The sequence below is a fragment of the Mesorhizobium loti genome (assembly GCA_014189435.1).
Classification (GTDB): domain Bacteria; phylum Pseudomonadota; class Alphaproteobacteria; order Rhizobiales; family Rhizobiaceae; genus Mesorhizobium; species Mesorhizobium loti_G.
In genome coordinates, this window is sequence record CP050293.1 from 4,706,404 (window position 1) to 4,729,549 (window position 23,146).

Here is a 23,146-nt window from a genome sequence, read left to right on the forward strand (position 1 = left end):
GTCAAAATCTTTTACCAGTCAGAGAGGACTGTTGCAAACCCTGCCTTGACCAAAATCGCAAAACCCACGCCGGGATTGTCTTCCGCAGCGTCAATCTGCCGCTCTTCACCCTCCCCCTTGTGGGGAGGGTCGCGAACGAAGTGAGCGGGGTGGGGGTCAGCGCAGCGCTCTACGAGGACCCCCACCCCGTCTCACGATCTTCGCTTCGCTGCGATCATGAGCCGACCCTCCCCACAAGGGGGAGGGTGAGCAGATCTATTCGCCCGCCAGCTTGCCTGGCTCGGAATGCATTCGCCGCACGCGACGCACGCCCCACCAGACCAGCAGGATCGCGACCGGCACCGAAGCGGCGGTAATGACCTCCGGCGCGAAGGCATGGCCGAAGATCGAGGCGCCCTTGGCGACATAGCCGATGAGGCCGACGACATAGTAGGAGACGGCGGCGACCGAGAGGCCTTCGACGGTCTGCTGCAGGCGCAGTTGCAGACGGGCGCGGTTGTTCATCGAGGCAAGCAGGTCGCGGTTCTGCTTCTCGACCTCGACATCGACCCAGGTGCGCAGCAGCGTCGTGGCGCGGGTCAGTTTTCGCGAGAGATTGGCTTGCCGCTCCTCGACCGAGCGGCAGGTGCGCATGGCGGGTGCCACGCGGCGCTGCAAAAAACCACCCCAGGTGTCGTAGCCGGGCACGGCTTCTTCCTCGAGCGCTTCCAGCCGCTCGACGACGATGCCGTCATAGGCGCGGCTGGCGCCAAAGCGGTAGAGGCTCGACGCCGCGTCCGCCTCCAGCTCCGCGGCAAGCTCGGTCAGGTCGGCCAGCAAGGTCTGGCTGTCGCGGGTCTCGGTGACCTTCATCTCCAGCGTGGTTTGCGCCAGCCGGTCCTCGATGCGGCGGGCGCGGCCGGACAGGTTCAGCGCCAGTGGCAGGCCAAGCATGGCCAACGTGCGATAGGTTTCGATGTCGATCAGCCGCTGTGACAACGCGCCGGTGCGGGCCGGGGTCAGGCCGCGATCGAGCACCAGCATGCGCGTCATGCCATCGCCATCCTGGCGGAAGTCGGTGACGATGGCGGCGTTGCCGCGCTCGACCAGCGAGTAGCACAGACTGGTCGGATCGAAGCCGGCGATCAGCCGCTCGCTCGCTTGCGTCCATTTGCGGATTTCGAGCCTGATGCCCGAGATGACGGTTCCCGGCGGCGAAAACCCGTTGCCGAAGGGCGAATCTTCCTGCGTCCTGCCGCTCTCGGAGAGCGGCCCTTCCCACAGATAGGTCGAGAATTCGGTATGCCGCTCCCAGCGCAGCGAACCCTTGCCCCATTTCATGGCGTGGTGGCGGGCCTGGCGATCGGGCGCGGCGATGCCAAGGCGTCGCGACAGTTCGGAAAGCACGGCCATGTCGACGCCGGAGCCACCCTCCGTCATGAAGGCAAGTTGCACCAGGACGCGCGGCTTTTCGATCAGCGGATGCGGCCGGGCATGGACCTCGCCGAGCGCGCCGGGCCGGCCCTCATGCGCGGGAAACCCCATGACGCTGCCCTTGGCGCGCGGCTGGAATTCGAGATTGGACGGGTCGTCTGACACGGCTTGTCCCCTGGGTTTCTCTGAACCCTCTTGCACCCGCGTCCCTCTAGAGCCAATGGCCTGGCGACGCAAACAGCAAAGTTTAGCCGAAGATGATATGGCGTCAGGCGGCAAAATCGACACGCTCCGGCCAATTGGATAAATAATTTGACCAGTTGGCGACGCAGGCTTTATCCTGCGCGGCACCGGTTCACCTTCCAGGCACCCTGTTGAGCGACATTTTTTCCAGGATCGAGCATTCGCGCACTGCCGACGAGGTGGTGCAGCAGATCGAGAGCCTCATCCTCGAAGGCGTGCTGCGTACCGGCGACCGGTTGCCGGGCGAGCGGGAGCTTGCGCGCCAGTTCGACGTGTCACGGCCGATCCTGCGGGATGCCCTGAAGGCGCTGGAAGGGCGCGGCCTTCTGACGACAAGGCCCGGCGGCGGCACGCATGTCGCCGATGTCATCGGCCAGCTGTTCACCAAGCCGGTGACGGACCTGATCTCGATGCACCGCAAGGCTGTGACCGACTATCTGGAATATCGCCGCGAGATCGAAGGGGTGGCGGCTGAATACGCGGCGCGGCGCGCCACACCAGACGACATGGCACTGCTCGACAAGATCATGGCACGCATGGACGATGCGCACCGGACCGGCGACTTCGACGACGAGGCTGAAATCGACGTCGAGTTCCACCACGCGATCTGCGAATGCGCGCACAACATCATCCTTTTGCACACGCTGCGCTCCTGCTATCGGCTGTTGTCGGAAGGGGTGTTCCAGAACCGGCTGCTGGTGTTCACCGTGCCCGGCGCGCGAGAGGCGCTGCTTGCGCAGCACCGGGCGATCCATGCGGCGGTGAAGGCCGGCGACCCGGCCGCTGCCCGGCAAGCGGCGATGGACCACATCACCTATGTCGAACGGTCGATGGCGGAGGCCGAGCGCAGCGGCGACTGGCAGCGCGTCTCGCGGCTGAGGCTGAAGCAGCGCGTCGATGCCACCGATACCGAACCTGCACGCAAACGCTCCTAGCTATCGAAACGGGAAGCCCATGAGCCAAATCCTGACCATCGCCGACCTCAAGGACCTCGCGCGCCGGCGCGTGCCGAAGATGTTCTTTGACTATGCCGATTCCGGCGCCTGGACCGAAAGCACCTACCGGGCCAACGAGGAGGATTTCGGCAAGATCAAGTTCCGCCAGCGCGTGCTGGTCGACATGGACAACCGTTCTCTGGCTTCGACGATGATCGGCGAGAAAGTATCAATGCCGGTTGCATTGGCACCTACCGGCATGACCGGCATGCAGCACGCAAATGGCGAGATGCTGGCGGCGCAGGCAGCGGAAGAGTTCGGCGTGCCGTTCACCTTGTCGACGATGAGCATCTGCTCGATCGAGGATGTCGCCTCGGTGACAAGCAAGCCGTTCTGGTTCCAGCTCTATGTGTTGCGCGACAAGGATTTCGTGCTCAATCTGATCGACAGGGCAAAGGCGGCGAAATGCTCGGCGTTGGTGCTGACGCTCGACCTGCAGATTCTCGGCCAGCGCCACAAGGACATCCGCAACGGGCTTTCGGCGCCACCCAAGCTGACGCTGACGAACATCGTCGACATGGCCATCCGCCCGCGCTGGTGCGCCGCCATGGCCGGCACAAAGCGTCGGACCTTCCGCAACATTGTCGGTCACGCCAAGGGCGTCGGCAACATGTCCTCACTGGCATCGTGGACGACGGAGCAGTTCGATCCGCATCTGTCGTGGAAGGACGTCGCCTGGATCAAGGAGCGCTGGGGCGGCAAGCTGATCCTCAAGGGCATTCTCGACAAGGAAGACGCGCTGATGGCGGCCAAGACCGGCGCCGATGCGATCATCGTTTCCAACCATGGCGGGCGCCAGCTCGATGGTGCGTCGTCGTCGATCGGCGTGCTGGAAGAGATTGCCGATGCGGTCGGCGACGCGATCGAAGTGCATATGGATGGCGGCATCCGCTCCGGCCAGGATGTGCTGAAAGCACTCTGCCTCGGCGCCAAGGGCACCTATATCGGTCGGCCATTTCTTTACGGCCTGGGTGCGCTTGGCAAGGAAGGGGTTACCAAGGCATTGGAAATCATCCGCAAGGAGATGGACATCACGCTGGCGCTGTGCGGAAAGCGTCTGGTCACCGACATGGGCAAGGACCAGCTCCGGCGCTAAGTCCCGTGACCGCCTGACCACGGAGATGACGAGACGTTGGCAGAACCCGGCATCCATTTTCTCGACGCGCATGGGCCGGAAGGTGTGCGTCTTTACGCCATTGGCGACGTTCACGGCCGGCTCGACCTGCTGGCCGCCATGCATCAGCGTATCAAGGCCGAGATCGAGCGGGAGGCGCCTGCCGACTGGCGCGTCATCCATCTTGGCGACTATGTCGACCGCGGGCCGGACTCAAACGGCGTCATCGATTTCCTGATCGAAGCGCGAGAGCGCGACCCGCGAAATCTGATGCTGGCCGGCAATCACGACATCGGCTTTCTCGATTTTCTCAAGACCCCCGACCCGGACGGGCTTTTCATCCGGTTTGGCGGCATCCAGACGGCGCAGTCCTACGGCGTGGCGATCAGTGAAGGCACCAGCGTGTGGTTCGGCAAGGCCGAGTCCGCAGTGCGCAAAGGACATCAGGCCCTGGTCGAGGCCGTGCCGCAAGGCCACATCGACTTCCTGCGGTCGCTGCCGTTTTCGGTGACACTGGGCGACTTTTTCTTCTGCCATGCCGGCATCCGGCCCGGCATCGCGCTGGAAAGGCAAAACCCGCAGGATCTGATCTGGATCCGCGACGTCTTCCACAACCACCCTGGTCTCTATCCGAAGATCGTGGTGCACGGCCACACGCCGGTGCCGGAGGCAGAGGTAATGGCCAACCGCGTCAATGTCGACACGCTCGCCTGGCAATCAGGCATGTTGACCGCGCTCGTCGTCGACGGGCCGGACAAACGCATCCTGACAATGACGATCAAGGAACCTGGGACGATCAAGGAACCTGGGACGACAAAGGAAGCTTGAGCGCGGCGCGTCCAGGGACGAGACGCTCGGCTCGTGGCGCAGCCCCGGCTTTAGCGAAGCGAGGCGGTGACGCCGTAGCCGTCGACGGCGTTGTGGTTGCTGGCTGCGTCGGCGGCATAAATGCCGAGGCCGCACAGCACGATGGCGGATACCATGGCAAAGGACAGAAGCGCTGCTTTCACGGACGTCATCTCTTGTTGAGCTTTCTGCATCTGTGCACGAGGCGGTTACCAATGCGTTGAAACGAAGAATTCGCTTCAAAGTTTCGACGATTTCGCGCTTCTAGGCATGTTCTGTATCAACGGTGTGTCGCACGGGTCACACAAAAGGTTCATCGCGGTTGCATGGAAGATGCAGAGCGCGCGCCTTCTAGGCTGGCGGGCGGACACAAGCCAAGGATGAAACCGGTTTTCCCCAGGCGGATTCACCGCCGCGTGCCAAATTTGCCACGCAGTTGGTCAGGTGTGAGCCCCCATAATCGATAAACGCTTGCCGAGCAGGGAATGCGGCAATGGTTCCAGCTTCCGGAACCTCTGGGTTGGGAGCGCATTGTACTTGGTTGGAGGTTCAAGAGGCATCGCGAAATGTGTGCCTGAGTAAATAGACACCATTGCTTCGTATGCCAACTCGGTTTTTGTCGAACTTCAACAGATCCACCCAGCATTTCGGCGGAAAGGAAAACTCATGCCCCCAGCTCAAATCATCATCAACGGAACGACTGGAGTACTGGAATCTGATATCCAAGAGTTTATTCGTTCGACGACGGCGTGTGCCGCAGAGACCGTAAATGAAGCAGGCTGCCTGTATTACTATACGGGGCAGGACATCTCTCACCCGAACCTGTTTCGCTTGTCTGAGGCCTGGGTCAATCAAGAATCTCTGGACGCTCATCTTGCGAGTCCGCATTTCAAACGTGCCATGCAAGAGGTGGCCAAAATAACCCTAAAATCGGTCTCCCTCAAACGTTACCATGTTACAGATGAAGCAGATCTTTCAGATTTGGGCCCAGAAAGGCAGCTTAACTGAAGGGCGCTGTCAGGATTTGCTGCCCAAACAGCAGAAACTTCAAATCCAGCAAACGAGAGGGACGTCAGATCGTCGCTACCCAGGCGCGGGCAATGGCCAGACCGGCAGCATCCGCGTCAGGTCCGTTGCGCGCCATTTCGCCGTCGAGCTTGCCGGCCCAGTCGGGATGGCGCGCGGCAATGGTCGGGGCAAAGGACGTGCTCCAGTCCTTGACCATCGGGCGGTCGGCCTCGAAATGGAACTGGAAACCGTATACGGCACGGCCGACGCGGAACGCCTGGTTCTCGGCGACATCGTTGCCGGCAAGCCGCACGGCGTTTTCAGGCAAAACGAAGGTGTCGTCGTGCCACTGGAAGATCGGAAATTTTTCCGGCAGTGCGCCCAGCACCGGATCGGCCTTGGCGTCCGGCGTCAGCGACACACCGCGCCAGCCGAATTCGTTGGCGCCACCGATGCGGTTCTCGCCGCCGAAGGCGCGAGCGACGAGCTGGCTGCCGAGGCAGATGCCGAGCACGGCGCGATCCTTGCCGGCAAAATCGCGGGTCAGTTCGAGCAGTGCCGGGAAATAGGGGTAATCATCGTCGGCCAGCGCGTTCTGGCCGCCGCCGAGCACGATCATGGCATCATGCCCGGCCGCGTCATCCGGCAGGGGATCGCCCTTGTAAGGGAGACGCAGATCGAGATCGGCGCCCGCCTCCGCAAGGGCGGCGCCAACCTGGCCAAGGCCGGTATTGTCGTAGTTCTGGACCACCAGCACCCGCATCGCAAAACCCTACTGACATGAAAAACGTGGGACCAGCGATATCATGCCGCCAGCATTGCAGCCAAGATGCGTGTCGCGGGAGAAAACTATGCCACTGCAAAACCGGGTCGATCCGTTCGGCGCCATCCACGCCGTACCCGAGCGTGGCCTGTTCACCGGCAATCGCGGCATCCTCCACGATCCCGAGTCGAAGACGCTCAAGAAAAAGCGTTGGGTGCTTCAGGCCTGGATCATCTGCGTCTGCCAATTCCGCGATGTGCGGCGCGAACCGATGGGCCGCAACCGGAAGGGCGGTAAAGCGGGCTGGACCGAACTGTTTTTCCTCGACGAGGCGACGGCACTGGCGGCCGGGCATCGCCCCTGCTTCTTTTGCCAGCGCGAACGGGCCAAGGATTTCGTCGGCCGCTTCGGCAAGGCTTTCGGCATTGCCGAACCGCGCGCGCCGATGGTCGACAAGCGGCTGCACAAGGAGCGGCTGGCGTCGGGCGGCAAGCCGCCGGCGGTTGCTGTTGACGACCTTGTCGGCCTGCCCGACGGCGCCATGGTCACGGATGGCGGCAGCGTATATGCCTTGCGCAGCGGCAGGGCATTGCGCTGGTCCTTTGCTGGATATGGCTCACCAGCTGATTTCCGCCTGCTCAACGGTAAGACGCTGTCGCTGCTGACGCCGGCCACGACGCTTGCCGTGCTGCGGCATGGCTTTCGGCCGGTATGGCATCCATCCGCCGAGGCTTGACGCCGGCGGCCGGCTCGCTCATTCCTCGGCGATGCGCGCCAATTACAAGATGCAACGTCTGTTCGTGCCCGACGATCTGCGGCCAGACATCGAGTTCGACGCCGGCCAACAGCAGAGCCACTATCTCCTGCATGTGCTGCGGCTTGCCGAAGGCGCCGAAATCCTGGTGTTCAATGGCCGCGACGGCGAGTGGTCGGCTGCCATATCAGCGAAAACAAAAAGGGCGGTGCGGCTGAAGGTGTCGGCGCTGCAACGGCCACAGCCGCCACTGCCCGATCTCGTCTACTGCTTTGCGCCGCTGAAGCAGGGCCGGCTCGACTATCTCGTGCAGAAGGCGGTCGAGATGGGCGCCGGCATCCTGCAGCCGGTCATCACCCAGCACACGCAAGTGGCCAAGCCTTCGATCGATCGCCTGCGCGCCAATGTCGTTGAAGCCGCCGAACAATGCGGCATCCTGGCGGTGCCGGAGGTGCGCGAAGCGGAAAAATTCGACCGCCTGCTGACCGGCTGGGACAAGGAGCGACGGCTGATCTTCTGCGACGAGGACGCTTCGACCAACAATCCGCTGCCCGCGCTGCAGGCGGTCAAGGAAAAGAAGCTTGGGCTGCTGGTCGGGCCGGAGGGCGGCTTTTCCGACGATGAGCGCAAGATGCTGCGCGCCCTGCCCTTCGTCACCGCCATTCCGCTCGGCCCGCGTATCCTGCGCGCCGATACGGCGGCGGTGGCCGCGCTCGCGGTGATGCAGGCGACAGTCGGAGACTGGTGAGATCTCGTCTCTTGCAAGGGACGGAGAGTGCGGTAACGTTCAATTCCTGTTGACCTGTGGCTCAGGATTTTTCGCTTGATCGTCTGCTGACATTTCGTCCATTTAGCGCCGGCGGTCGTCCGGCCGCCTCTGAGGGCTCAATCATGGCGCGCGATACAACCGATTTTCGGCCGATCGAAGACTTCGACGAACTCGTCGAGCACCTGGCCGAAGGCAACAAGCCGCGTGACAAGTGGCGCATCGGCACCGAGCACGAGAAATTCCCCTTCTATGTCGACGGCAACGCGCCGGTCCCCTATGGCGGCGAGCGTGGCATCCGCGCCATCCTCGAAGGCATGCAGTCAAAGCTCGGCTGGGATCCCATCGTCGATGACGGCCGCATCATCGGCCTGGTCGAACCGACCGGCCAGGGGGCGATTTCGCTGGAACCCGGCGGCCAGTTCGAGCTTTCCGGCGCACCGCTGGAGACGATCCATCAGACCTGCCGCGAGGGCAATGCCCATCTGGCGCAGGTGCGCGAGATCGCCGAACCGATGGGCATCCGCTTCCTCGGCCTCGGCGGCAGCCCGAAATGGTCGCTGGCCGAGACGCCGAAAATGCCGAAATCGCGCTACGAGATCATGACACGCTACATGCCCAAGGTCGGCACCAAGGGCCTCGACATGATGTACCGCACCTGCACGATCCAGGTGAATCTCGACTTCGAGAGCGAGGCCGACATGCGCCGCAAGATGCAGGTGTCGCTGAAGCTGCAGCCGCTGTCGACGGCGCTGTTCGCCAATTCGCCCTTCACCGAAAGCCATCCGAATGGTTTGCAGAGCTGGCGCGGCGACATCTGGCGCGACACCGACAACCAGCGCTCGGGCCTGCTCGAATTCTGCTTCTCGCCCGATTTCGGTTTCGCCGACTATGTCGAATGGGCGCTCGACGTGCCGATGTATTTCGTTATCCGCGACGGCCACTATCACGACATGACGCACATCACCTTCCGCCAGTTCATGGCCGGGGCAGCGCGCAATGAAGTGCCCGACGGGCTGCCGACTATGGGCGACTGGGCGAACCATCTGTCGACGCTGTTCCCGGATGTGCGCCTGAAGCGTTTCCTCGAGATGCGCGGCGCCGACGGCGGGCCATGGCGGCGCATCTGCGCACTGCCGGCCTTCTGGGTCGGATTGCTCTATGATGAGGCCGCACTCGACGCCGCCGAGGCGCTGACCTCGAGCTGGACGTATGAAGAAACGCTGGCGATGCGCAATGCCGTGCCGGAACAAGGCATTTCCGCGCCCTTCCGCAACACTACGCTGCGCGAAATCGCCCGTGACGTGATGGTCATTTCGCGCATGGGCCTGAAGAACCGTGGCCGCAAGAACCGCGACGGCTACGACGAGACCTCCTTCCTCAACACGCTCGACGAAGTCGTGGCCCGCGGAACAACCAGCGCCGAGGAGATGCTGTCGGCCTATCACACGCGCTGGGGTGGCTCGATCGAGCCGGTGTTCATGGAATACGCCTATTAACCCTCGGATTTGACGCAGCCGATTGATCGGCAAAAGTAGCTTCAATCGGAAGTGGAAACGAACTAGGCTTCTTCGGCGAGGATTTCCGGAGGAGACGCCGATGCCTACCTTGTTCGACATGCTGACGCAGGCCCAGAACGGCAACGGCATGCAGGCCCTTGCCCAACAATACGGGCTTTCGATGCAGCAGACGCAGGCGGCGGTCGCCGCATTGCTGCCGGCCTTTTCGCAAGGGCTGCAACGCAACACTGCCGACCCCTATGGGCTCGGCGCCTTCATGACGGCGATGGCCAGCGGCCAGCACGCCAAGTATTTCGAGGACGCAACCAGAGCCTTCTCGCCGCAAGGCGTCGATGAGGGCAACGGCATTCTCGGACATTTGTTCGGCTCGAAGGATCTGTCGCGCGCCGTGGCCAGCCAGGCGGCGCAAGCGAGCGGCGTCAATCAGCAGATCCTGCAGCAGATGCTGCCGGCGATCGCCTCGATGGTCATGGGCGGGCTGTTCAAGCAGACGACAAACCAGATGCAGGCCGCCGGCGGTTTCGGCGGCGGCGGCAACAATCCGCTCGGCGAGATCATCGAGCAGATGATGCGGCAAGGCGGCCAGGCCCCGGCGCCCCAGCCGCGCCAGGCGCCACAGCCCCAGAACCCGATGGACAACCCGCTCGGCAAGGTTTTGCAGGACATGTTCGGCGGCGGGACGCCACAGCCGCAAAGCCAGCCGCAGCCGGTACCCAATCCCTATGGCGACAACCCGCTCGGCAAGGTGCTGCAGGACATGTTCGGCGGCGGCGCGCCCCAGCCGCAGCCGCAGCCGCAGCCGCAAGGTCGGGCGCAGCCTCAGCAGACGCAAAGCCCTTATGGCGACAATCCGTTGGGAAAGATCTTCGAGGAGATGCTGCGGCAAGGCGGCGGTGGCGGCTTCGGCATCCCGGGCGGCCAGCCGGCGCCGCAACAGCCTCAAGCGCCCCCGCAGCAGCGTCAGGCCCCTCAGCCACAGGCCAATCCGAGCGGCAGGCCAAGGAATCCGTTCGACGACCTGTTCGGCAAGATGTTCGAAACCGGCGCCCAGCAGCGTGACGACTACCAGAAGGGCGTGGAAACGATCTTCGATCAGTTCAAACGGGACATGGACCGGCGGTAGTCCGGAAAAAAGCAATGACTCTAGGTGAGATAGTCGTCAACGGGTTGATGGGTGCAGCACTGCTCGGCAGTGTCTACTCAGTATATCGATATGACTTCCTTAACCCGCGTGACGCACCCGGGTATAGAAACATTCGTGACGCCTTGAAGTATGGCAAGCCGCTATCATCACAGTGGAAGCCTTTAGATGAGAGTAATCGCGCCGGCTACGGGATATTCGCTCTGTGCCTTTTGGCCTTCGGGATTTTGATCTTCGCCGGTGGACGGCTCACCGAGCTTATCGATCGGTTTTAAGCAAAAAGAAAAGCCCGGTCCTTGGGAGGACCGGGCAACATGCAGGCAGGCCGGCGGGGAACCGGCAGGGAGTGGGGAGCCTGCAGAACCTTGGTCGCACTGAACCGCAAAAAGGTTCAACGGGACCGAAACTCAGGCAATCAGGCCACCTTGCGGGCGATGTCCTCGATCGTCTCGACGCGATCGCTGGCGATTTCGCGCAACATCGCCGTCGGGTCGCGGCCAAACGGCACGTCGATGGCGACATGCAGGTCGGCGCGCGTCAGGCCGATATCGGCGAGTTCGGCGTCCGACATCTCGCCAAGGCGGTAGAAGGCGCGGCGGTTTTTCCAGGCGCGGTAGATGTTGGAGACGGTATTTGCCACGCGCGTCGCAACGGCCGGACGCGAGGTGATGCGCGAGGTCTCGGTGGCGAAATCAAACGTGGTCATTGTCGGTCTCCTTCAGACTCGAACGGGCGAAACCAAGCAATCGGCGCTGGCGACAGCGGCCGTTCCGGTCCCAATTCACATGCTTTCATGTGGACAATGCGAATTTGCCATGATGCGATTGATTAATCCAACGAATGTTTCTAATCCTAGGCATCAACACTAGTGATGGATCATATCGATGAAATCGCCGCTCGATCTCGATCAGTTGCAGACCTTCATCTCGATTGCCGACACCGGCAGCTTCACAAGAGCAGCCGAGGAGGTGCATCGGACCCAGTCGGCGGTGTCGATGCAGATGCGCCGGCTGGAGGAGCGGCTCGGCAAGCCTCTGTTCGAAAAGGACGGGCGCACCAACAGGCTGACCGAGGAAGGTGACAAGCTGCTCTCCTATGCGCGGCGGCTGCTTTACCTCAACCGCGAAACGCTGGCCGCTTTCGACGACCGGCGGCTCGAAGGTACGATCCGCATCGGCACGCCCGACGACTATGCCGACCGTTTCCTGCCGGAAATCATGGCGCGGTTCACGCGCTCCAATCCGCGCGTCGAACTGACCGTCATCTGCGAGCCGACGCCGGGGCTGGTCGAGCATATCAAGCGCGGCAATCTCGACCTGGCGCTGGTGACGCACAACGATGTACGCGGCCAGTCGGAGGTCGTGCGGCGCGAACCGCTGTTGTGGGTCACCTCGGCCAACCATGCGACGCATGAGCAGGTAACACTGCCGATGGCCTTCGGCCGGCCGAATTGCATCTGGCGGCGCGCCGCGGTCGATGTGCTCGACCAGCAGAACCGCGACTATCGCATTCTGTTCACCAGCTTCTCGGCCACGGTCATCACCGCCGCGGTGCTTTCGGGCCTGGCGATCTCGGTGCTGCCGGAATGCGCGCTCAGGCCCGGCATGCGGGTGCTGGGTGAAGCCGACGGCTTTGGTGCCTTGCCCGACTGCCGCATCGGCATCATGCGCGGCCAGACGTCACGACCCGAGATCGTCGATGCGCTCGCCCGCCATATTTCGGAAAGCCTGGACAATATTTCGGTGCCGCTCAGCGAGGACACCGGGACATTCGACTTCGCCGCGCTCGCCTTCACCAAGCTGCGGCGAACCAAGCCGAACCAGATCCTGCCCGGCTGGTAGGCAGGGTCAGGCATGCGGGTTATGAACGCCTGGCCTGACATGGCCACCTTGACGCGGGCGCCCAACCGTCCCCCAATCGACCGATGAGCGACGCAGCATCCGAATCACGCACCAACGCCGCCGAATACACGGTGAGCGAGATCTCCGGCGCGCTGAAGCGCACGGTCGAGGACGTCTTCGGCAATGTGCGGGTGCGCGGCGAAATATCAGGCTATCGCGGGCCGCATTCCTCCGGTCATGCCTATTTCGCGCTGAAGGACGACCGCGCGCGGCTCGACGCCGTGGTATGGAAAGGCACGATGAGCCGGCTGAAGTTCCGCCCCGAAGAGGGGATGGAGGTGATCGCCACCGGCAAGCTCACCACCTATCCCGGCAAGTCCAACTACCAGATCGTCATCGACAATCTGGAGCCGGCCGGCGCCGGCGCGCTGATGGCGCTGCTGGAAGAGCGCAAGCGGCGGCTGCAGGCCGAGGGCTTGTTCGATACCGGCCGCAAGCGGTTGCTGCCGTTCATGCCGCGCGTCATCGGCGTCGTCACCTCGCCGACGGGGTCCGTCATCCGCGACATCATTCATCGCATCAAGGACCGGTTTCCGCTGCATATCCTGGTCTGGCCGGTGCGTGTGCAGGGCGAGACGTCTGGCGCTGAAGTGGCCGCCGCGGTCAACGGCTTCAACGCGCTGGCCTGGGATGGCGCCATCCAGCGCCCAGACCTGCTGATCGTCGCGCGCGGCGGCGGCAGTCTCGAAGACCTTTGGGGCTTCAACGATGAGGCCCTCGCCCGCGCCGTCGCCGCTTCCGGCATTCCTGTGATCTCGGCTGTCGGCCATGAGACGGACTGGACGCTGATCGACCTCGTCGCGGATGTGCGGGCGCCGACACCGACAGGCGCGGCCGAAATTGCCGTGCCGGTGAAGGCCGACCTTGAAGCAACGCTTGCCAGCCTGGGTGCGCGGCTGAAAGCCGCGGTCCTGCGCAATTTCGAACGCAAGCGGCAGGCTGCCCGTGCGGCGGCGCGTGCGCTGCCCTCGCCCGATCAATTGCTGGCGCTGCCGCGCCGACGCCTCGATGAGGCGACATCCAGGCTCGGCCGGGCGCTGTCCGTCAGTGTCGACCGCAAGCGGGCGCGGCTGCAAGGCCAAAGGCTGACGCCGGCCACGCTGTCGCGGCGCATCAATGAAGCCCGCACGCTTACTGGCCGCGACCTCGCCCGCGCGCAGGCAGCGTTTTTTGCCATCGTGCGCGAACGCCGCGCGCGATTTTCCCGCACCGCGACGCGGCTGTCGCCGGCACCGATCGTACGGCGCCAGAAACTGCTGGGGGACACGCTGGCGGCGCTGGCGCGGCGGCAGGATCGGGTGATCTCCGTGCGGTTAGAGCGCCTGCGCGGACAATTGAGCCAGGCCGACCGACTGCTTGCCACGCTGTCGCACAAGGCGGTGCTGGCGCGCGGCTTCGCCCTGGTGAAGGACGCCGACGGGGTGGTGATCAAGCAGGCGGCCGATGTGGCATCGGGGATGGCGCTTTCGCTTGAGTTCGCCGACGGCACCGCCGATGCGGTGGCGATCAGCGGCACCGCAAAGCCGAAAGCCGTGGCAAAGCCGGCGTCCAAGACCAAAGAGCCGGGAAACCAGGGATCCCTGTTTTAAAGACCATGACCGACAACCCGAACCATCTGGCAACGCCTTCCGGCAAGCCGCGCGCGCGAAGATTTGGCATCGGCTTTGACGGGAAACCTGGGCCGTTCAACGCGATCACCGATGTGCCCGGCGTCGCTGTCGGCTATGCGACACTGATCTCGGGCGACGGCGCGCTTGTCGTCGGCAAGGGACCGGTGCGCACCGGCGTGACCGCGATCCTGCCCAGGCCGCGCGCCGATCTGGCGACCCCTGTCTTCGCCGGCATATTCAGCCAGAACGGCAATGGCGAACTGACCGGCTCGCACATCGTCGAGGAAACCGGCGCTTTCAACTTCCCGATCACCATCACCAACACGCATTCCTGCGGTGTCTCGCGCGACGGCACGCTGCGCTGGATGCAAAGCGTGCTGCCGGCGGCGCTCGACAGCGGCTGGGGGCTGCCGGTGGCGGCGGAGACCTATGACGGCTTCCTCAACGACATCAACGGCCACCATCTGACATCGGAGCATGTCGCCCAGGCCCTTGACGGCGCTGCCCGCGGACCGATCGAGGAAGGCAGCGTCGGCGGCGGCACCGGCATGATCACCTTCGGCTTCAAAGCCGGCTCCGGCACCGCATCGCGCATCGTTGGATGGCACGGCCGCACCTACGCGGTCGGTGCCTTCGTGCAGTCGAATTTCGGCAAACGGCACAATTTTACGGTTCGCGGCGTGCGCGCCGGGCCGGAACTTGTCGAACCGGCTGTCCGCGAAGGCACGCCGCGCGCCGAAAAGGGCTCGATCATCGCCGTCATCGCCACCGATGCGCCGTTCCTGCCGCATCAGATGAAGCGACTGGCCCGCCGGGTGCCGCTTGGCGTCGCCATGACCGGCGGCTTCGGCTACCACAGTTCAGGCGACATTTTTATCGCCTTCTCGACCGCCAATGCGAGCGCGGCGCTTTCGCCATCCGGCCGCATCGCCAGCGCCGATTTTATTCCGGACACTGACATCGATCCGTTTTTCGATGCGGTGATCCAGACCGTGGAGGAAGCGATCCTCAACGCATTGGTCGCCAATGACGACATGACCGGGCGCGACGGAAACTTCGTGCCGGCGCTGCCGAAGGCGTGGCTGAAGGAAAAATTTGGCTGAAGGCGGTCGCTGAAACGAAAACGCGGGCCAAGCAGCCCGCGTTTTCGTTTCAGATGGAGTCGCTTTTATGCGGTCATTCCGCGGCTTTGCTGGATGCCTGCTGCTGCTCGTCGGCCTCGGCCGCTTCCTCTAGCCGGGAGGCAATGAGTTCCTTGATATCACCGACTTCTTCCTGGATATCCTCCAGGTGTATGCCGACCTCCGCCGCCTTGGCAGCGCATTCCTTGGCCAAAGTCTCGGCCTGCTTGTCGATCCGGGCCTGGGATGACTGGCAATGGACCTTTTCGCCGATCCATCCCCGCAAGAACTCGATCGCGTGTTCACTCATACTGCTGTTCCCTGGCGGCAAAGCCGGTTGGTAATCACAAACGTCGACATCCCACAAAGGATGCATGTCCCCATTCGAGCCGAGTCGCGGTCAGCCGGCAAGCCGATGCCGTCCAAGGTCCACAGAGCCATAGGAAATCGAGGGGTCAAGAGCATTTTCTGATTCTGGGGGGCCGGTACCGTTGGCTGGGCCTCGCCCAGCTTTGCGCCACTGTTTCTATTTGCTTTTTTCCGGTTTCCGAGCCGATTTTCGTCACAATAGATGGCGCAACACATAACGCATTTACAGTTGCTTCGCGGCGCAAACCCTTAGGCGCGCGGGTCGAAGCCGCCGGTATATAGTGTCATCCTCATGCAATGTCGACTCCGCTCGCCATCCTGCTTCTTTCCGCCGCGCCGGAGGGGTCGAGTCGCGGCATATTCGCAGCGGCCGGGCATCGTTTTGCCATGGCAATCATTCGCCAGGTTGCGAGCGGCAGAGCCGCTCGCAACGGCGAACATGCAGCCAATTTGGCCGGAGAACCCGACCACAAGCCGCGAATCCCCACCGAAATGCCGCGCACCGGCGGCGAACCGCGCCAGCACAGACAAGGCCAGGCAGATCGGGATCGGCTTGGCTTCTACCGCCAGGCGGAGTTGCGGATCACCGAGCAGAAGTTGCCGCGGTGGAAATGCGGTTCCTTGTCGGCGATCACATCGGCCTTGACGTTGCCGAAGGTGGTGTCGGGCTTGTGTTTGATGCCATCGTAAAAGGCCTGGATGATATCCTCCTTGAAATCAGGCGTTCTCGGGAAGGCTTGCACCACCGTTTCGCGCTCCTCGTCGGAATACTCTCTGTGGGTGAGCCCGAGCACGTCCATTTCGACGCCCGCCGTCACCAACGCCACGACCGGATGCATGTGAACCGGCACGCCCGGCGTGGTGTGCAGCGCGATCGCGGTCCAGACCGTGTAGGCGTCCTCCTCGGCAATGCCGTGGCTGCGCAGGAAGTCACGGGCGGCATGCGCGCCGTCGACCTCGAAGCGTTCATGCCTGCTGCTGTGGCTCGGCATCAGCCCGATGTCGTGGAACATCGCGCCGGCATAGAGCAGTTCGCGATCGAAGCTGAGCCCGCGATGCAAGCCGGCCAGTGCGCCGAAATGATAGACGCGACTGGAATGGTTGAAGAGCAGTTCGGTCTCGGTGTCGCGGACAAATGCGGTAATGGCACGCGCCAGCCTGCTGTCGGGAATGGTGGCGCTGGTGGGAATGGTTGCCATGATGTCGTCTCCTGTTGATCAGTAGTGACATTCTAAGATTGATCGTCTATGGCAGTAATCGCTTTAACACGACGATTTCTGCCAAAACACCGGCAAAGCGGACTTGGGGTGGATTGATGGCCTTGCGGATCGGCATCCTCGCGATGGAAGGCGCGCAGCTGCTCGATGTCTCCGGGCCGCTCGATGTCTTTGCCGAAGCCAATCTGCAGGCAGGCCAGCAAGCCTATGCCATCTCGGTCATCGCAGCCGCAGCCGGGCCAATATCTTGCTCATCGGGAGCACGGCTTCTGCCCGATTTCGTCATCGGACAGCCCGACATGCCGCGCTTCGACACGATCCTGGTGGCCGGCGCTCCGCATCTGGCGCGATGGGTCCGCGACGAGCCTTTGCTCGATTGGCTGCGGGCCGCCAGCGCCACTGCCCGGCGCTATGGATCGGTGTGCACGGGTGCCTTCCTGCTGGCGGAGGCCGGGTTGCTTGACGGTCGCCGCGCCACCACGCATTGGGCCGTCGCCGACCAGCTGACGGAGCGCTTTCCCGAGGTGATCCTCGACGTCGACGCCATTCACGTCCGTGACGGCAAGATCAGAACCGCCGCCGGGGTGACCGCGGGCCTCGATCTGGCGCTGGCGCTGGTCGAGGAGGATCTCGGCGCCGAGATCGCACGCCGCGTTGCCGCCCAGTTGGTCATGTATTTCCGCCGCAACGGCGGCCAGCTCCAATATAGCCGCAGAGGCGCCGGCAGCCCGACCGGCCGTTCAGCACTGCAGCAGGTGCAGCGTTGGGTGATCGCCAATCTCGCCGAGGAGCATGGCGTCGACCAGCTCGCGAGCCGTGCCGGCATGAGCCCGCGCCACTTCGCCCGGCTGTTTCGGCAAGAGGTCGGCATCACGCCTTCGGCCTGGGTCGAAGCCATCAGGGTCGAGGCGGCGCAGCGCCTGTTGGAAACAGGTGCTGCACCCAAGCTCGTCGCCGACCAGTGCGGGTTCTCAGACGTCGACACGTTTCGCCGCGCCTTCCAGCGCAAGGTCGGCATCACGCCTACCGCCTACCGGCGTGTCCAGGTCGATGACCCACAGGCCATGTCTTGAAGATCGGCCGGGATCAGCCTGCTTCCGCCTAACCCTCAACTTCGACGGCGAGAACCGCCGCGCAGTCGCCGGCCTTGACCAGGCCGGGAAAATGCCTCGCCGCCAGCATGCCCGACATTTTTGCCCGGATTTCCTGGGGGGCGATGCCGGTGCGGCCGGTGGAATGAATGCGCGCCAGCACCGCGCCTTCTTCGACGGGCTCGCCGAGATCGACCATGGTTTCGATCATGCCGTCATCTTCGGCGAAAGAAAAACAATCGCCGGACGGCATGTCGAGCCATTGGGTTTTGCTCTTCTCGACCGCACCTTCAACAATGCCAGCATGACGCAGCACATTGAGAATACCGCGCCGCGCGATCCGCACGGTTTGCGCGCGCGACGTGCCGCCGCCGCCAAGCTCGGTGCTGACAAAGACCTTGCCCATCTCCTCGGCAGCGGTGTCGTACATGCCGACGGCGTCGATCTCGATCATGCGCATCGAGAACGGGGCGGCGAAGGCCGCCACCGCCGCGAAGGCTTTCTGTTCCAACGCCTTGTCGGGCAGCGTGTGCGCGGCGCAGAACGGCACGAAGTCCAGTGTCTTGCCGCCGGAATGGAAGTCGAACACGATGTCCGCGCGGGGAAGTAGCTCACGCTGGAAATAGTCTGCGATCTTCTCGGTCACCGTGCCGGCCGGCCGGCCGGGAAAGCTGCGGTTCATGTTGCCCTTGTCGATCGGCGAGGTGCGCGTGCCGGCGCGAAAGGCCGGATAGTTGATCGCCGGCACGATGATGACCGTTCCGCCGACATCTTTCGGTTCGAGCGTGCGGGCGAGATCGTAGAGCGCCAGCGGCCCCTCATACTCGTCGCCATGGTTGCCGCCGGAAAGCAGCGCCGTCGGCCCCTTGCCGTTGCGGATGACGCAGATCGGGATCATCACCGAGCCCCAGGCCGAATCGTCGCGGCTGTAAGGCAAACGCAGAAAACCATGCTGGACGCCGTCGCGGTCGAAATCCACCGTCGGCGCGATCGGTGATGGGCGTAGACTGGACATCGGCTTCAATCCTTCACCACCAGCTTGCGCGGCACATTGGCCAGGCACTCTACACCGGTTTCGGTGATCAGAATGGACTCGGTGATTTCCAGTCCCATCGTCTCCAGCCACAGGCCGGTCATGAAATGGAAAGTCATGCCGGGCTTGAGTTCGGTGCGGTCGCCGGGGCGCAGGCTCATCGTGCGTTCGCCCCAGTCCGGCGGATAGGACAGGCCGATCGAGTAGCCGGTGCGGTTGTCCTTGACGATGCCGTATCGCTTCAGCACGGCGAAGAAGGCGTTGGCGATGTCCTCGCAGGCGTTGCCGGGCTTGGCGGCGGCGAGGCCCGCTTCCATGCCTTCCAGCGTCGCCTTCTCGGCATCAAGGAATTCCTGCGTCGGCTTGCCGAGGAAGACGGTGCGCGACAGCGGACAGTGGTATCTGTTGTAGCACCCGGCGATTTCGAAGAAGGTGCCCTCGCCGCGCTTCATCGGTCTGTCGTCCCACGTCAGATGCGGCGCCGAAGCGTCGGCGCCCGACGGCAGCAGCGGCACGATCGCCGGATAGTCGCCGCCGATACCATCGACACCGCGCGTGCCGGCATCATAGATTTCGGCGACAAGGTCGCATTTGCGCATGCCGACCTCGATCTTGTCGACGATACGCTGGTGCATCGTCTCGACGATGCGGGCAGCCTTGCGCATATAGTCGATCTCGGTCGGGCTCTTGACCGCGCGCTGCCAGTTGACCAGTGCAGTGGCGTCGACGAAGCGAGCGTTGGGCAAATGCTTCTGCAGAGAGGCAAAGGCGGCCGCCGAGAACCAGTAATTGTCCATTTCGACGCCGATTGTGAGCTTGCCCCAGCCGCGATCCGCAAGCACGCTGGCCAAAAAATCCATCGGATGGCGCTCGGTCGACTGCACATAGTGGTCGGCATAGCCGACGATGTTGTCGTGCGCGAGATAGGCGGTGCGCTTGGCGCCGTTGGCATCCTGGCCACGGCCGTACCAGACCGGTTCGCCCGATGGCGGCACGATGACGGCTTGGTGCACATAGAACGACCAGCCGTCATAGCCGGTCAGCCAGGCCATGTTGGAAGGATCGCTGATAACAAGCAGATCGACGCCCTTCACCTCCATGGCTTTGCGCGTCTTGGCGAGGCGATCCGCAAATTCGCCACGCGAGAACTTCAGGTTCGGTTGCATTGTTCTTAGTCCTCGTTTGTTGGGCCCGGAGCCTGTTTCAACTTCGTTGTAGCCGGCTCGTCGTTCTTGTTTGAGCGTGATCTTTTCGGAAAACCGGTTCCCACTTTTCCGGATCACGCTTTGGCCAGCATCAGCTTTCGAAAATGGTTCCCGCCTTCACCGCTCGCGCGCGGTCGCGAGCGAGCGTGGCAATCGCTGTGTCCTGCACGCCGGTGCCGGTCAGGTCGGCGACGGTGATGTCGCTGGCCGAGCGGCGGCCATGTTTTTCGCCGGCGATGATCTGGCCGAGTTCGGTCACCTCCGCATCTCCAGCCATCACACCCGCCGCGATGGCATGGTGCAGCTCACCCAGCCGCCGCGTCTGGCGGGCGCTGTCGGCGACATAGAGATCGGCCATGCGCAGGATTGCCGGTGCGATCTCGTTCTTGTGCTCGGCATCGGAGCCCATCGCGGTGATGTGCTGGCCGGCGGAAACGAATCCCGCCTTGATCAGCGGTTCGGTCGAGGGCGTGGTGGTGACGATGATATCGGCACCGGCAACCGCGTTTGCCGCGTCGGGTTCGGCGCGCACGACGATGCCGAGCTTTTCGCGCAAGGCAGCGGCGGTCATCTCCGCCTTGACGGCATCGCGCGCCCAGATGCGCGCCTCGGCGATCGGCCGTACCAACATGAGTGCTTCGAGCTGCAGCCCGGCCTGCACGCCGGCGCCGAAGATCGCGGCGACAGACGAGTCCTGTCGCGACAGATATTTGGCCGCGACTGCGCCGGCCGCTGCCGTACGGACATCGGTGAGATAGCCATTGTCGAGCAGCAACGCTTCGACCAGGCCCGTTTTCGACGACAACAGCACCATCATGCCGTTGACGCTGGGCAGACCGAGTTTCGGATTGTCAAAGAAGCCGGGGCTGATCTTGATGGCGAAGCCGTCAATGCCCGGCACATAGGCGGTCTTCACATCGACCTCTCCGCGATGCTCGGGAATGTCAAGCCGTAGGATCGGCGGCATCGCCACCGGCAGAGTGGCAAGCGCGCGGAAGGCGTTCTCGACGCAGGCGACGGCATCGAGATCGAGCGTTACGATCGCCCGCAATTCTTTCTCGGTTAGGATCGTCATCCGGCTCATGCGGCACGCTCCTTAAGCGACGGCGCCTCACCGCAGACGACCTTGCGGTGCGCGTCCATATCGATGTTGCGGCCGGAAAGCAGAACAACCACCGGACCCTTCGTCGTGATCTTGCCGGCGAGCAGCGCGGCGATGCCGACCGCGCCGGCGCCCTCGACGATCTCGCGCTCGCGCGCATAGGCGTGACGGATGCCGGCGGCGATCTCGTCCTCACTGAGCAGAACGACATCGTCGAGCAGGTCGCGGCACATGGCGAAGGTCAGCCGGTTGTCGAGGCCGATGCCGCCGCCGAGCGAATCCGCCAGCGTCGGCAATTCCTCCACCAGCACCGGGTGGCCGGCATCGAGGCTCGCCTTCATCGCCGCACCGCGCGCCATCGAAACGCCGATGATTTTTGTCCGGGGCCTGACGCCTTTGACGGCCGCGGCAACGCCTGAGGCGAGCCCGCCGCCGGAGAGCTGGACCAGAACGAGAGCGGCATCCGGGACCTGCTCGATCATCTCCAGCCCGAGCGTGCCTTGCCCGGCGATGATAGCGGGATGGTCGAAGGGCGGCAGCATGACCAGCCCCTCCTGCGCCACCAGTCGATCGACCTCCCGCTGGGCATCGTCCTGGCTGTTGCCGACGATGCGGACCTCCGCGCCAAGACGACGGATCTCTTCGAGCTTGTTTTCAGGCACCAGCCGCGACATGCAGATCACCGCGCGCATGCCTTCAAGCTTCGCCGCATGCGCCAGCGCGCGGCCATGATTGCCGGTCGACGCCGCGACCACGCCGCGCGCCTTCTGTTCGGCGCTCAGCGAGGCGACGGCGTTCGAGGCGCCACGCAGCTTGAAGCTACCGGTGGTCTGGCGGTGCTCGAGCTTGAGGTGGACTGGGAGGCCGAGGCGCTCCGACAGGCTATGAGACAAAACTGTTGGTGTGCGCTCGATCTTGTTGGCGATACGCTCACGGGCGGTACGGATGTCGGTGAGGATAACGGCGGGCATCACGAAACGCCCCCCTCTGGCCTGCCGGCCATCTCCCCCTCAAGGGGGAGATTAGCTGCTGCCGCGAGTTCGCCAGTTGTCGACCTTGCAGGAAGGGGGGTGGCGTATGAGCTGCGAATCTCCCCCTTGAGGGGGAGATGGCTGGCAGGCCAGAGGGGGGTGCTCGCACAGACTGAACATCGTCTTACTGTCCCAATGGCAGCGTCATCAGACGGCCGAATTCGGGATGGGCTGTGTCGTCGCCGCAAAGCCGCAAACAATTCCAGGCGGTCGCCTGATTGCTGGTCACCACCGGGCGGCCGATCGCCTTTTCCATGCCAGTGACAGCGAGTGCACCGCGCAGCGCCGTGCAGGAGACAAACAGCGCATCGGCGCTCGCATCGGTCGCCTCACGCGCCAGATCGACAAGCGTTGCCGGCGCGATGCGCGCCATCTCACGATCGTCCTCGAAGCCGAGACAGGTGAAGCTGACGATGTCGAAGCCGCGCGCCGCGAAATAGGCGGCCATCGGCCTGGATGTCTCGACTGTGTAGGGAGTGAGGATGCTGATCTTGCTCGCGCCCAGCACACGCAGCCCGCGCACGCCCGCCATCGGCGGCGTGACGACTGGCACGCCGGGCTTTGCAGCCTGGATCGCGGCCTCGATCTCGGTATCGCCGATCACCACCGACGCTGAAGTGCAGGAGTAGCAGATCGCCTCGAGTGGCTCGTCCGGCAGGATCAGGGCCGCGCCCGCCGTCAGCGCCGGCTGCATCTTGCGCAGGTTTTCCGGCGTCGTAGGGTTGGCGTAGGGAATGCGCGCGACGTAGACGCCAATCCGCTCGCTCGCCACCATGCGGCGGAAATCCGGCTCGCTGGTGTGGTCGGTGGCCAGGATGATCAGGCCGACGCGCCGCTCCAGCGGGCGCGCATCCAGCGCCGGCCGCTTCGGGTAGACCTTGATCTCGGGCAAGGGTTTCATCG

At 63.6% G+C, this 23,146-nt stretch carries 22 protein-coding genes; 12 read left to right on the forward strand and 10 right to left on the reverse strand.

The annotated features are described in order from the left end of the window. Window positions 1-255 precede the first annotated feature (255 nt). Window positions 256-1,578 (reverse strand): DUF3422 family protein, encoded by a 1,323-nt coding sequence (locus HB777_22680; GenBank protein QND66442.1) that lies wholly within the window; start codon window positions 1,576-1,578, stop codon window positions 256-258. 209 nt (window positions 1,579-1,787) lie between these two features. On the opposite strand from HB777_22680, the gene HB777_22685 reads away from it, so the two are divergent. From HB777_22685 to HB777_22700, 4 genes are all read left to right on the forward strand, one after another. Further along, window positions 1,788-2,591, forward strand: a complete 804-nt coding sequence (locus tag HB777_22685) for an FCD domain-containing protein (protein QND66443.1) — start codon at window positions 1,788-1,790, stop codon at window positions 2,589-2,591. A 19-nt stretch (window positions 2,592-2,610) separates the two neighbouring features. Next, window positions 2,611-3,747, forward strand: a complete 1,137-nt coding sequence (locus HB777_22690) for an alpha-hydroxy-acid oxidizing protein (GenBank protein ID QND66444.1) — start codon at window positions 2,611-2,613, stop codon at window positions 3,745-3,747. 36 nt (window positions 3,748-3,783) lie between these two features. Then, complete coding sequence (locus tag HB777_22695) at window positions 3,784-4,593, forward strand: serine/threonine protein phosphatase (protein ID QND66445.1); 810 nt, start codon at window positions 3,784-3,786, stop codon at window positions 4,591-4,593. A gap of 684 nt (window positions 4,594-5,277) precedes the next feature. Continuing rightward, window positions 5,278-5,619: an antibiotic biosynthesis monooxygenase gene (locus HB777_22700; GenBank protein ID QND66446.1), complete on the forward strand. Its 342-nt coding sequence runs from the start codon at window positions 5,278-5,280 to the stop codon at window positions 5,617-5,619. Between the two features lie 64 nt (window positions 5,620-5,683). Here the strand turns inward: HB777_22700 and HB777_22705 are convergent, their stop codons facing one another. After that, on the reverse strand, window positions 5,684-6,382 hold the full coding sequence (locus HB777_22705; protein QND66447.1) for a GMP synthase: 699 nt from the start codon (window positions 6,380-6,382) through the stop codon (window positions 5,684-5,686). Window positions 6,383-6,470: 88 nt separating this feature from the next. On the opposite strand from HB777_22705, the gene HB777_22710 reads away from it, so the two are divergent. The 4 genes from HB777_22710 to HB777_22725 all read left to right on the forward strand — a co-directional run bounded on the left by HB777_22710 (window position 6,471) and on the right by HB777_22725 (window position 10,545). Beyond that, window positions 6,471-7,118, forward strand: coding sequence for a hypothetical protein (locus HB777_22710; protein ID QND66448.1), 648 nt, complete (start codon window positions 6,471-6,473; stop codon window positions 7,116-7,118). A 31-nt stretch (window positions 7,119-7,149) separates the two neighbouring features. After that, window positions 7,150-7,884, forward strand: coding sequence for a 16S rRNA (uracil(1498)-N(3))-methyltransferase (locus tag HB777_22715; protein QND68874.1), 735 nt, complete (start codon window positions 7,150-7,152; stop codon window positions 7,882-7,884). Between the two features lie 143 nt (window positions 7,885-8,027). After that, window positions 8,028-9,401 carry a glutamate--cysteine ligase gene (locus HB777_22720; protein ID QND66449.1) on the forward strand — a complete coding sequence of 458 codons (1,374 nt, stop codon included), beginning with the start codon at window positions 8,028-8,030 and terminating at the stop codon, window positions 9,399-9,401. A gap of 100 nt (window positions 9,402-9,501) precedes the next feature. Further along, window positions 9,502-10,545, forward strand: a complete 1,044-nt coding sequence (locus HB777_22725) for a DUF937 domain-containing protein (protein ID QND66450.1) — start codon at window positions 9,502-9,504, stop codon at window positions 10,543-10,545. A 433-nt stretch (window positions 10,546-10,978) separates the two neighbouring features. Here the strand turns inward: HB777_22725 and HB777_22730 are convergent, their stop codons facing one another. Continuing rightward, the gene (locus HB777_22730; protein QND66451.1) at window positions 10,979-11,269 is read right to left on the reverse strand and encodes a DUF1127 domain-containing protein; all 291 of its coding nucleotides are present in this window, start codon (window positions 11,267-11,269) and stop codon (window positions 10,979-10,981) included. A 178-nt stretch (window positions 11,270-11,447) separates the two neighbouring features. Between HB777_22730 and HB777_22735 the strand changes: the two genes are divergently transcribed. The 3 genes from HB777_22735 to HB777_22745 all read left to right on the forward strand — a co-directional run bounded on the left by HB777_22735 (window position 11,448) and on the right by HB777_22745 (window position 15,177). Further along, a complete protein-coding gene (locus HB777_22735; protein QND66452.1) occupies window positions 11,448-12,404 on the forward strand; it encodes a LysR family transcriptional regulator in 957 nt (318 codons plus the stop codon). An 83-nt stretch (window positions 12,405-12,487) separates the two neighbouring features. Beyond that, window positions 12,488-14,053, forward strand: coding sequence for an exodeoxyribonuclease VII large subunit (locus HB777_22740; protein QND66453.1), 1,566 nt, complete (start codon window positions 12,488-12,490; stop codon window positions 14,051-14,053). Window positions 14,054-14,058: 5 nt separating this feature from the next. Further along, window positions 14,059-15,177 (forward strand): P1 family peptidase, encoded by a 1,119-nt coding sequence (locus tag HB777_22745; GenBank protein QND66454.1) that lies wholly within the window; start codon window positions 14,059-14,061, stop codon window positions 15,175-15,177. Between the two features lie 73 nt (window positions 15,178-15,250). On the opposite strand, the gene HB777_22750 is transcribed toward HB777_22745, so the two are convergent. After that, window positions 15,251-15,505 (reverse strand): DUF768 domain-containing protein, encoded by a 255-nt coding sequence (locus HB777_22750; GenBank protein ID QND66455.1) that lies wholly within the window; start codon window positions 15,503-15,505, stop codon window positions 15,251-15,253. A 619-nt stretch (window positions 15,506-16,124) separates the two neighbouring features. Next, window positions 16,125-16,763, reverse strand: coding sequence for an HD domain-containing protein (locus tag HB777_22755; protein QND66456.1), 639 nt, complete (start codon window positions 16,761-16,763; stop codon window positions 16,125-16,127). Between the two features lie 116 nt (window positions 16,764-16,879). Between HB777_22755 and HB777_22760 the strand changes: the two genes are divergently transcribed. Beyond that, a complete protein-coding gene (locus HB777_22760) occupies window positions 16,880-17,854 on the forward strand; it encodes a GlxA family transcriptional regulator (protein ID QND66457.1) in 975 nt (324 codons plus the stop codon). A gap of 28 nt (window positions 17,855-17,882) precedes the next feature. Here the strand turns inward: HB777_22760 and doeB are convergent, their stop codons facing one another. From doeB to eutA, 5 genes are all read right to left on the reverse strand, one after another. Next, entirely contained in the window at window positions 17,883-18,887 is a 1,005-nt protein-coding gene (doeB, locus tag HB777_22765; protein ID QND66458.1) for an N-alpha-acetyl diaminobutyric acid deacetylase DoeB, read from the reverse strand. A 5-nt stretch (window positions 18,888-18,892) separates the two neighbouring features. Continuing rightward, window positions 18,893-20,071 (reverse strand): ectoine hydrolase DoeA, encoded by a 1,179-nt coding sequence (doeA, locus tag HB777_22770; GenBank protein ID QND66459.1) that lies wholly within the window; start codon window positions 20,069-20,071, stop codon window positions 18,893-18,895. Window positions 20,072-20,201: 130 nt separating this feature from the next. Further along, window positions 20,202-21,194: an ectoine utilization protein EutC gene (gene eutC / locus HB777_22775; protein ID QND66460.1), complete on the reverse strand. Its 993-nt coding sequence runs from the start codon at window positions 21,192-21,194 to the stop codon at window positions 20,202-20,204. After that, a complete protein-coding gene (gene eutB / locus HB777_22780; GenBank protein ID QND66461.1) occupies window positions 21,191-22,183 on the reverse strand; it encodes a hydroxyectoine utilization dehydratase EutB in 993 nt (330 codons plus the stop codon). The genes eutC and eutB overlap by 4 nt, the downstream gene beginning before the upstream one ends. Before the next feature lie 184 nt (window positions 22,184-22,367). After that, window positions 22,368-23,144, reverse strand: a complete 777-nt coding sequence (gene eutA / locus HB777_22785; protein ID QND66462.1) for an ectoine utilization protein EutA — start codon at window positions 23,142-23,144, stop codon at window positions 22,368-22,370. Window positions 23,145-23,146 lie beyond the last annotated feature (2 nt).

What these genes read in the sequence shown, in the direction of transcription:
- HB777_22690 (QND66444.1), top strand. Translation starts at nt 2,611, where the DNA reads ATGAGCCAAATCCTGACCATCGCCGACCTCAAGGACCTCGCGCGCCGG.
- HB777_22700 (QND66446.1), top strand. Translation starts at nt 5,278, where the DNA reads ATGCCCCCAGCTCAAATCATCATCAACGGAACGACTGGAGTACTGGAA.
- HB777_22705 (QND66447.1), bottom strand. Translation starts at nt 6,382, where the DNA reads ATGCGGGTGCTGGTGGTCCAGAACTACGACAATACCGGCCTTGGCCAG.
- HB777_22710 (QND66448.1), top strand. Translation starts at nt 6,471, where the DNA reads ATGCCACTGCAAAACCGGGTCGATCCGTTCGGCGCCATCCACGCCGTA.
- HB777_22715 (QND68874.1), top strand. Translation starts at nt 7,150, where the DNA reads ATGCGCGCCAATTACAAGATGCAACGTCTGTTCGTGCCCGACGATCTG.
- HB777_22720 (QND66449.1), top strand. Translation starts at nt 8,028, where the DNA reads ATGGCGCGCGATACAACCGATTTTCGGCCGATCGAAGACTTCGACGAA.
- HB777_22725 (QND66450.1), top strand. Translation starts at nt 9,502, where the DNA reads ATGCCTACCTTGTTCGACATGCTGACGCAGGCCCAGAACGGCAACGGC.
- HB777_22730 (QND66451.1), bottom strand. Translation starts at nt 11,269, where the DNA reads ATGACCACGTTTGATTTCGCCACCGAGACCTCGCGCATCACCTCGCGT.
- HB777_22735 (QND66452.1), top strand. Translation starts at nt 11,448, where the DNA reads ATGAAATCGCCGCTCGATCTCGATCAGTTGCAGACCTTCATCTCGATT.
- HB777_22740 (QND66453.1), top strand. Translation starts at nt 12,488, where the DNA reads ATGAGCGACGCAGCATCCGAATCACGCACCAACGCCGCCGAATACACG.
- HB777_22745 (QND66454.1), top strand. Translation starts at nt 14,059, where the DNA reads ATGACCGACAACCCGAACCATCTGGCAACGCCTTCCGGCAAGCCGCGC.
- HB777_22750 (QND66455.1), bottom strand. Translation starts at nt 15,505, where the DNA reads ATGAGTGAACACGCGATCGAGTTCTTGCGGGGATGGATCGGCGAAAAG.
- HB777_22755 (QND66456.1), bottom strand. Translation starts at nt 16,763, where the DNA reads ATGGCAACCATTCCCACCAGCGCCACCATTCCCGACAGCAGGCTGGCG.
- HB777_22760 (QND66457.1), top strand. Translation starts at nt 16,880, where the DNA reads ATGGCCTTGCGGATCGGCATCCTCGCGATGGAAGGCGCGCAGCTGCTC.
- doeB (QND66458.1), bottom strand. Translation starts at nt 18,887, where the DNA reads ATGTCCAGTCTACGCCCATCACCGATCGCGCCGACGGTGGATTTCGAC.
- doeA (QND66459.1), bottom strand. Translation starts at nt 20,071, where the DNA reads ATGCAACCGAACCTGAAGTTCTCGCGTGGCGAATTTGCGGATCGCCTC.
- eutC (QND66460.1), bottom strand. Translation starts at nt 21,194, where the DNA reads ATGAGCCGGATGACGATCCTAACCGAGAAAGAATTGCGGGCGATCGTA.
- eutB (QND66461.1), bottom strand. Translation starts at nt 22,183, where the DNA reads ATGCCCGCCGTTATCCTCACCGACATCCGTACCGCCCGTGAGCGTATC.
- eutA (QND66462.1), bottom strand. Translation starts at nt 23,144, where the DNA reads ATGAAACCCTTGCCCGAGATCAAGGTCTACCCGAAGCGGCCGGCGCTG.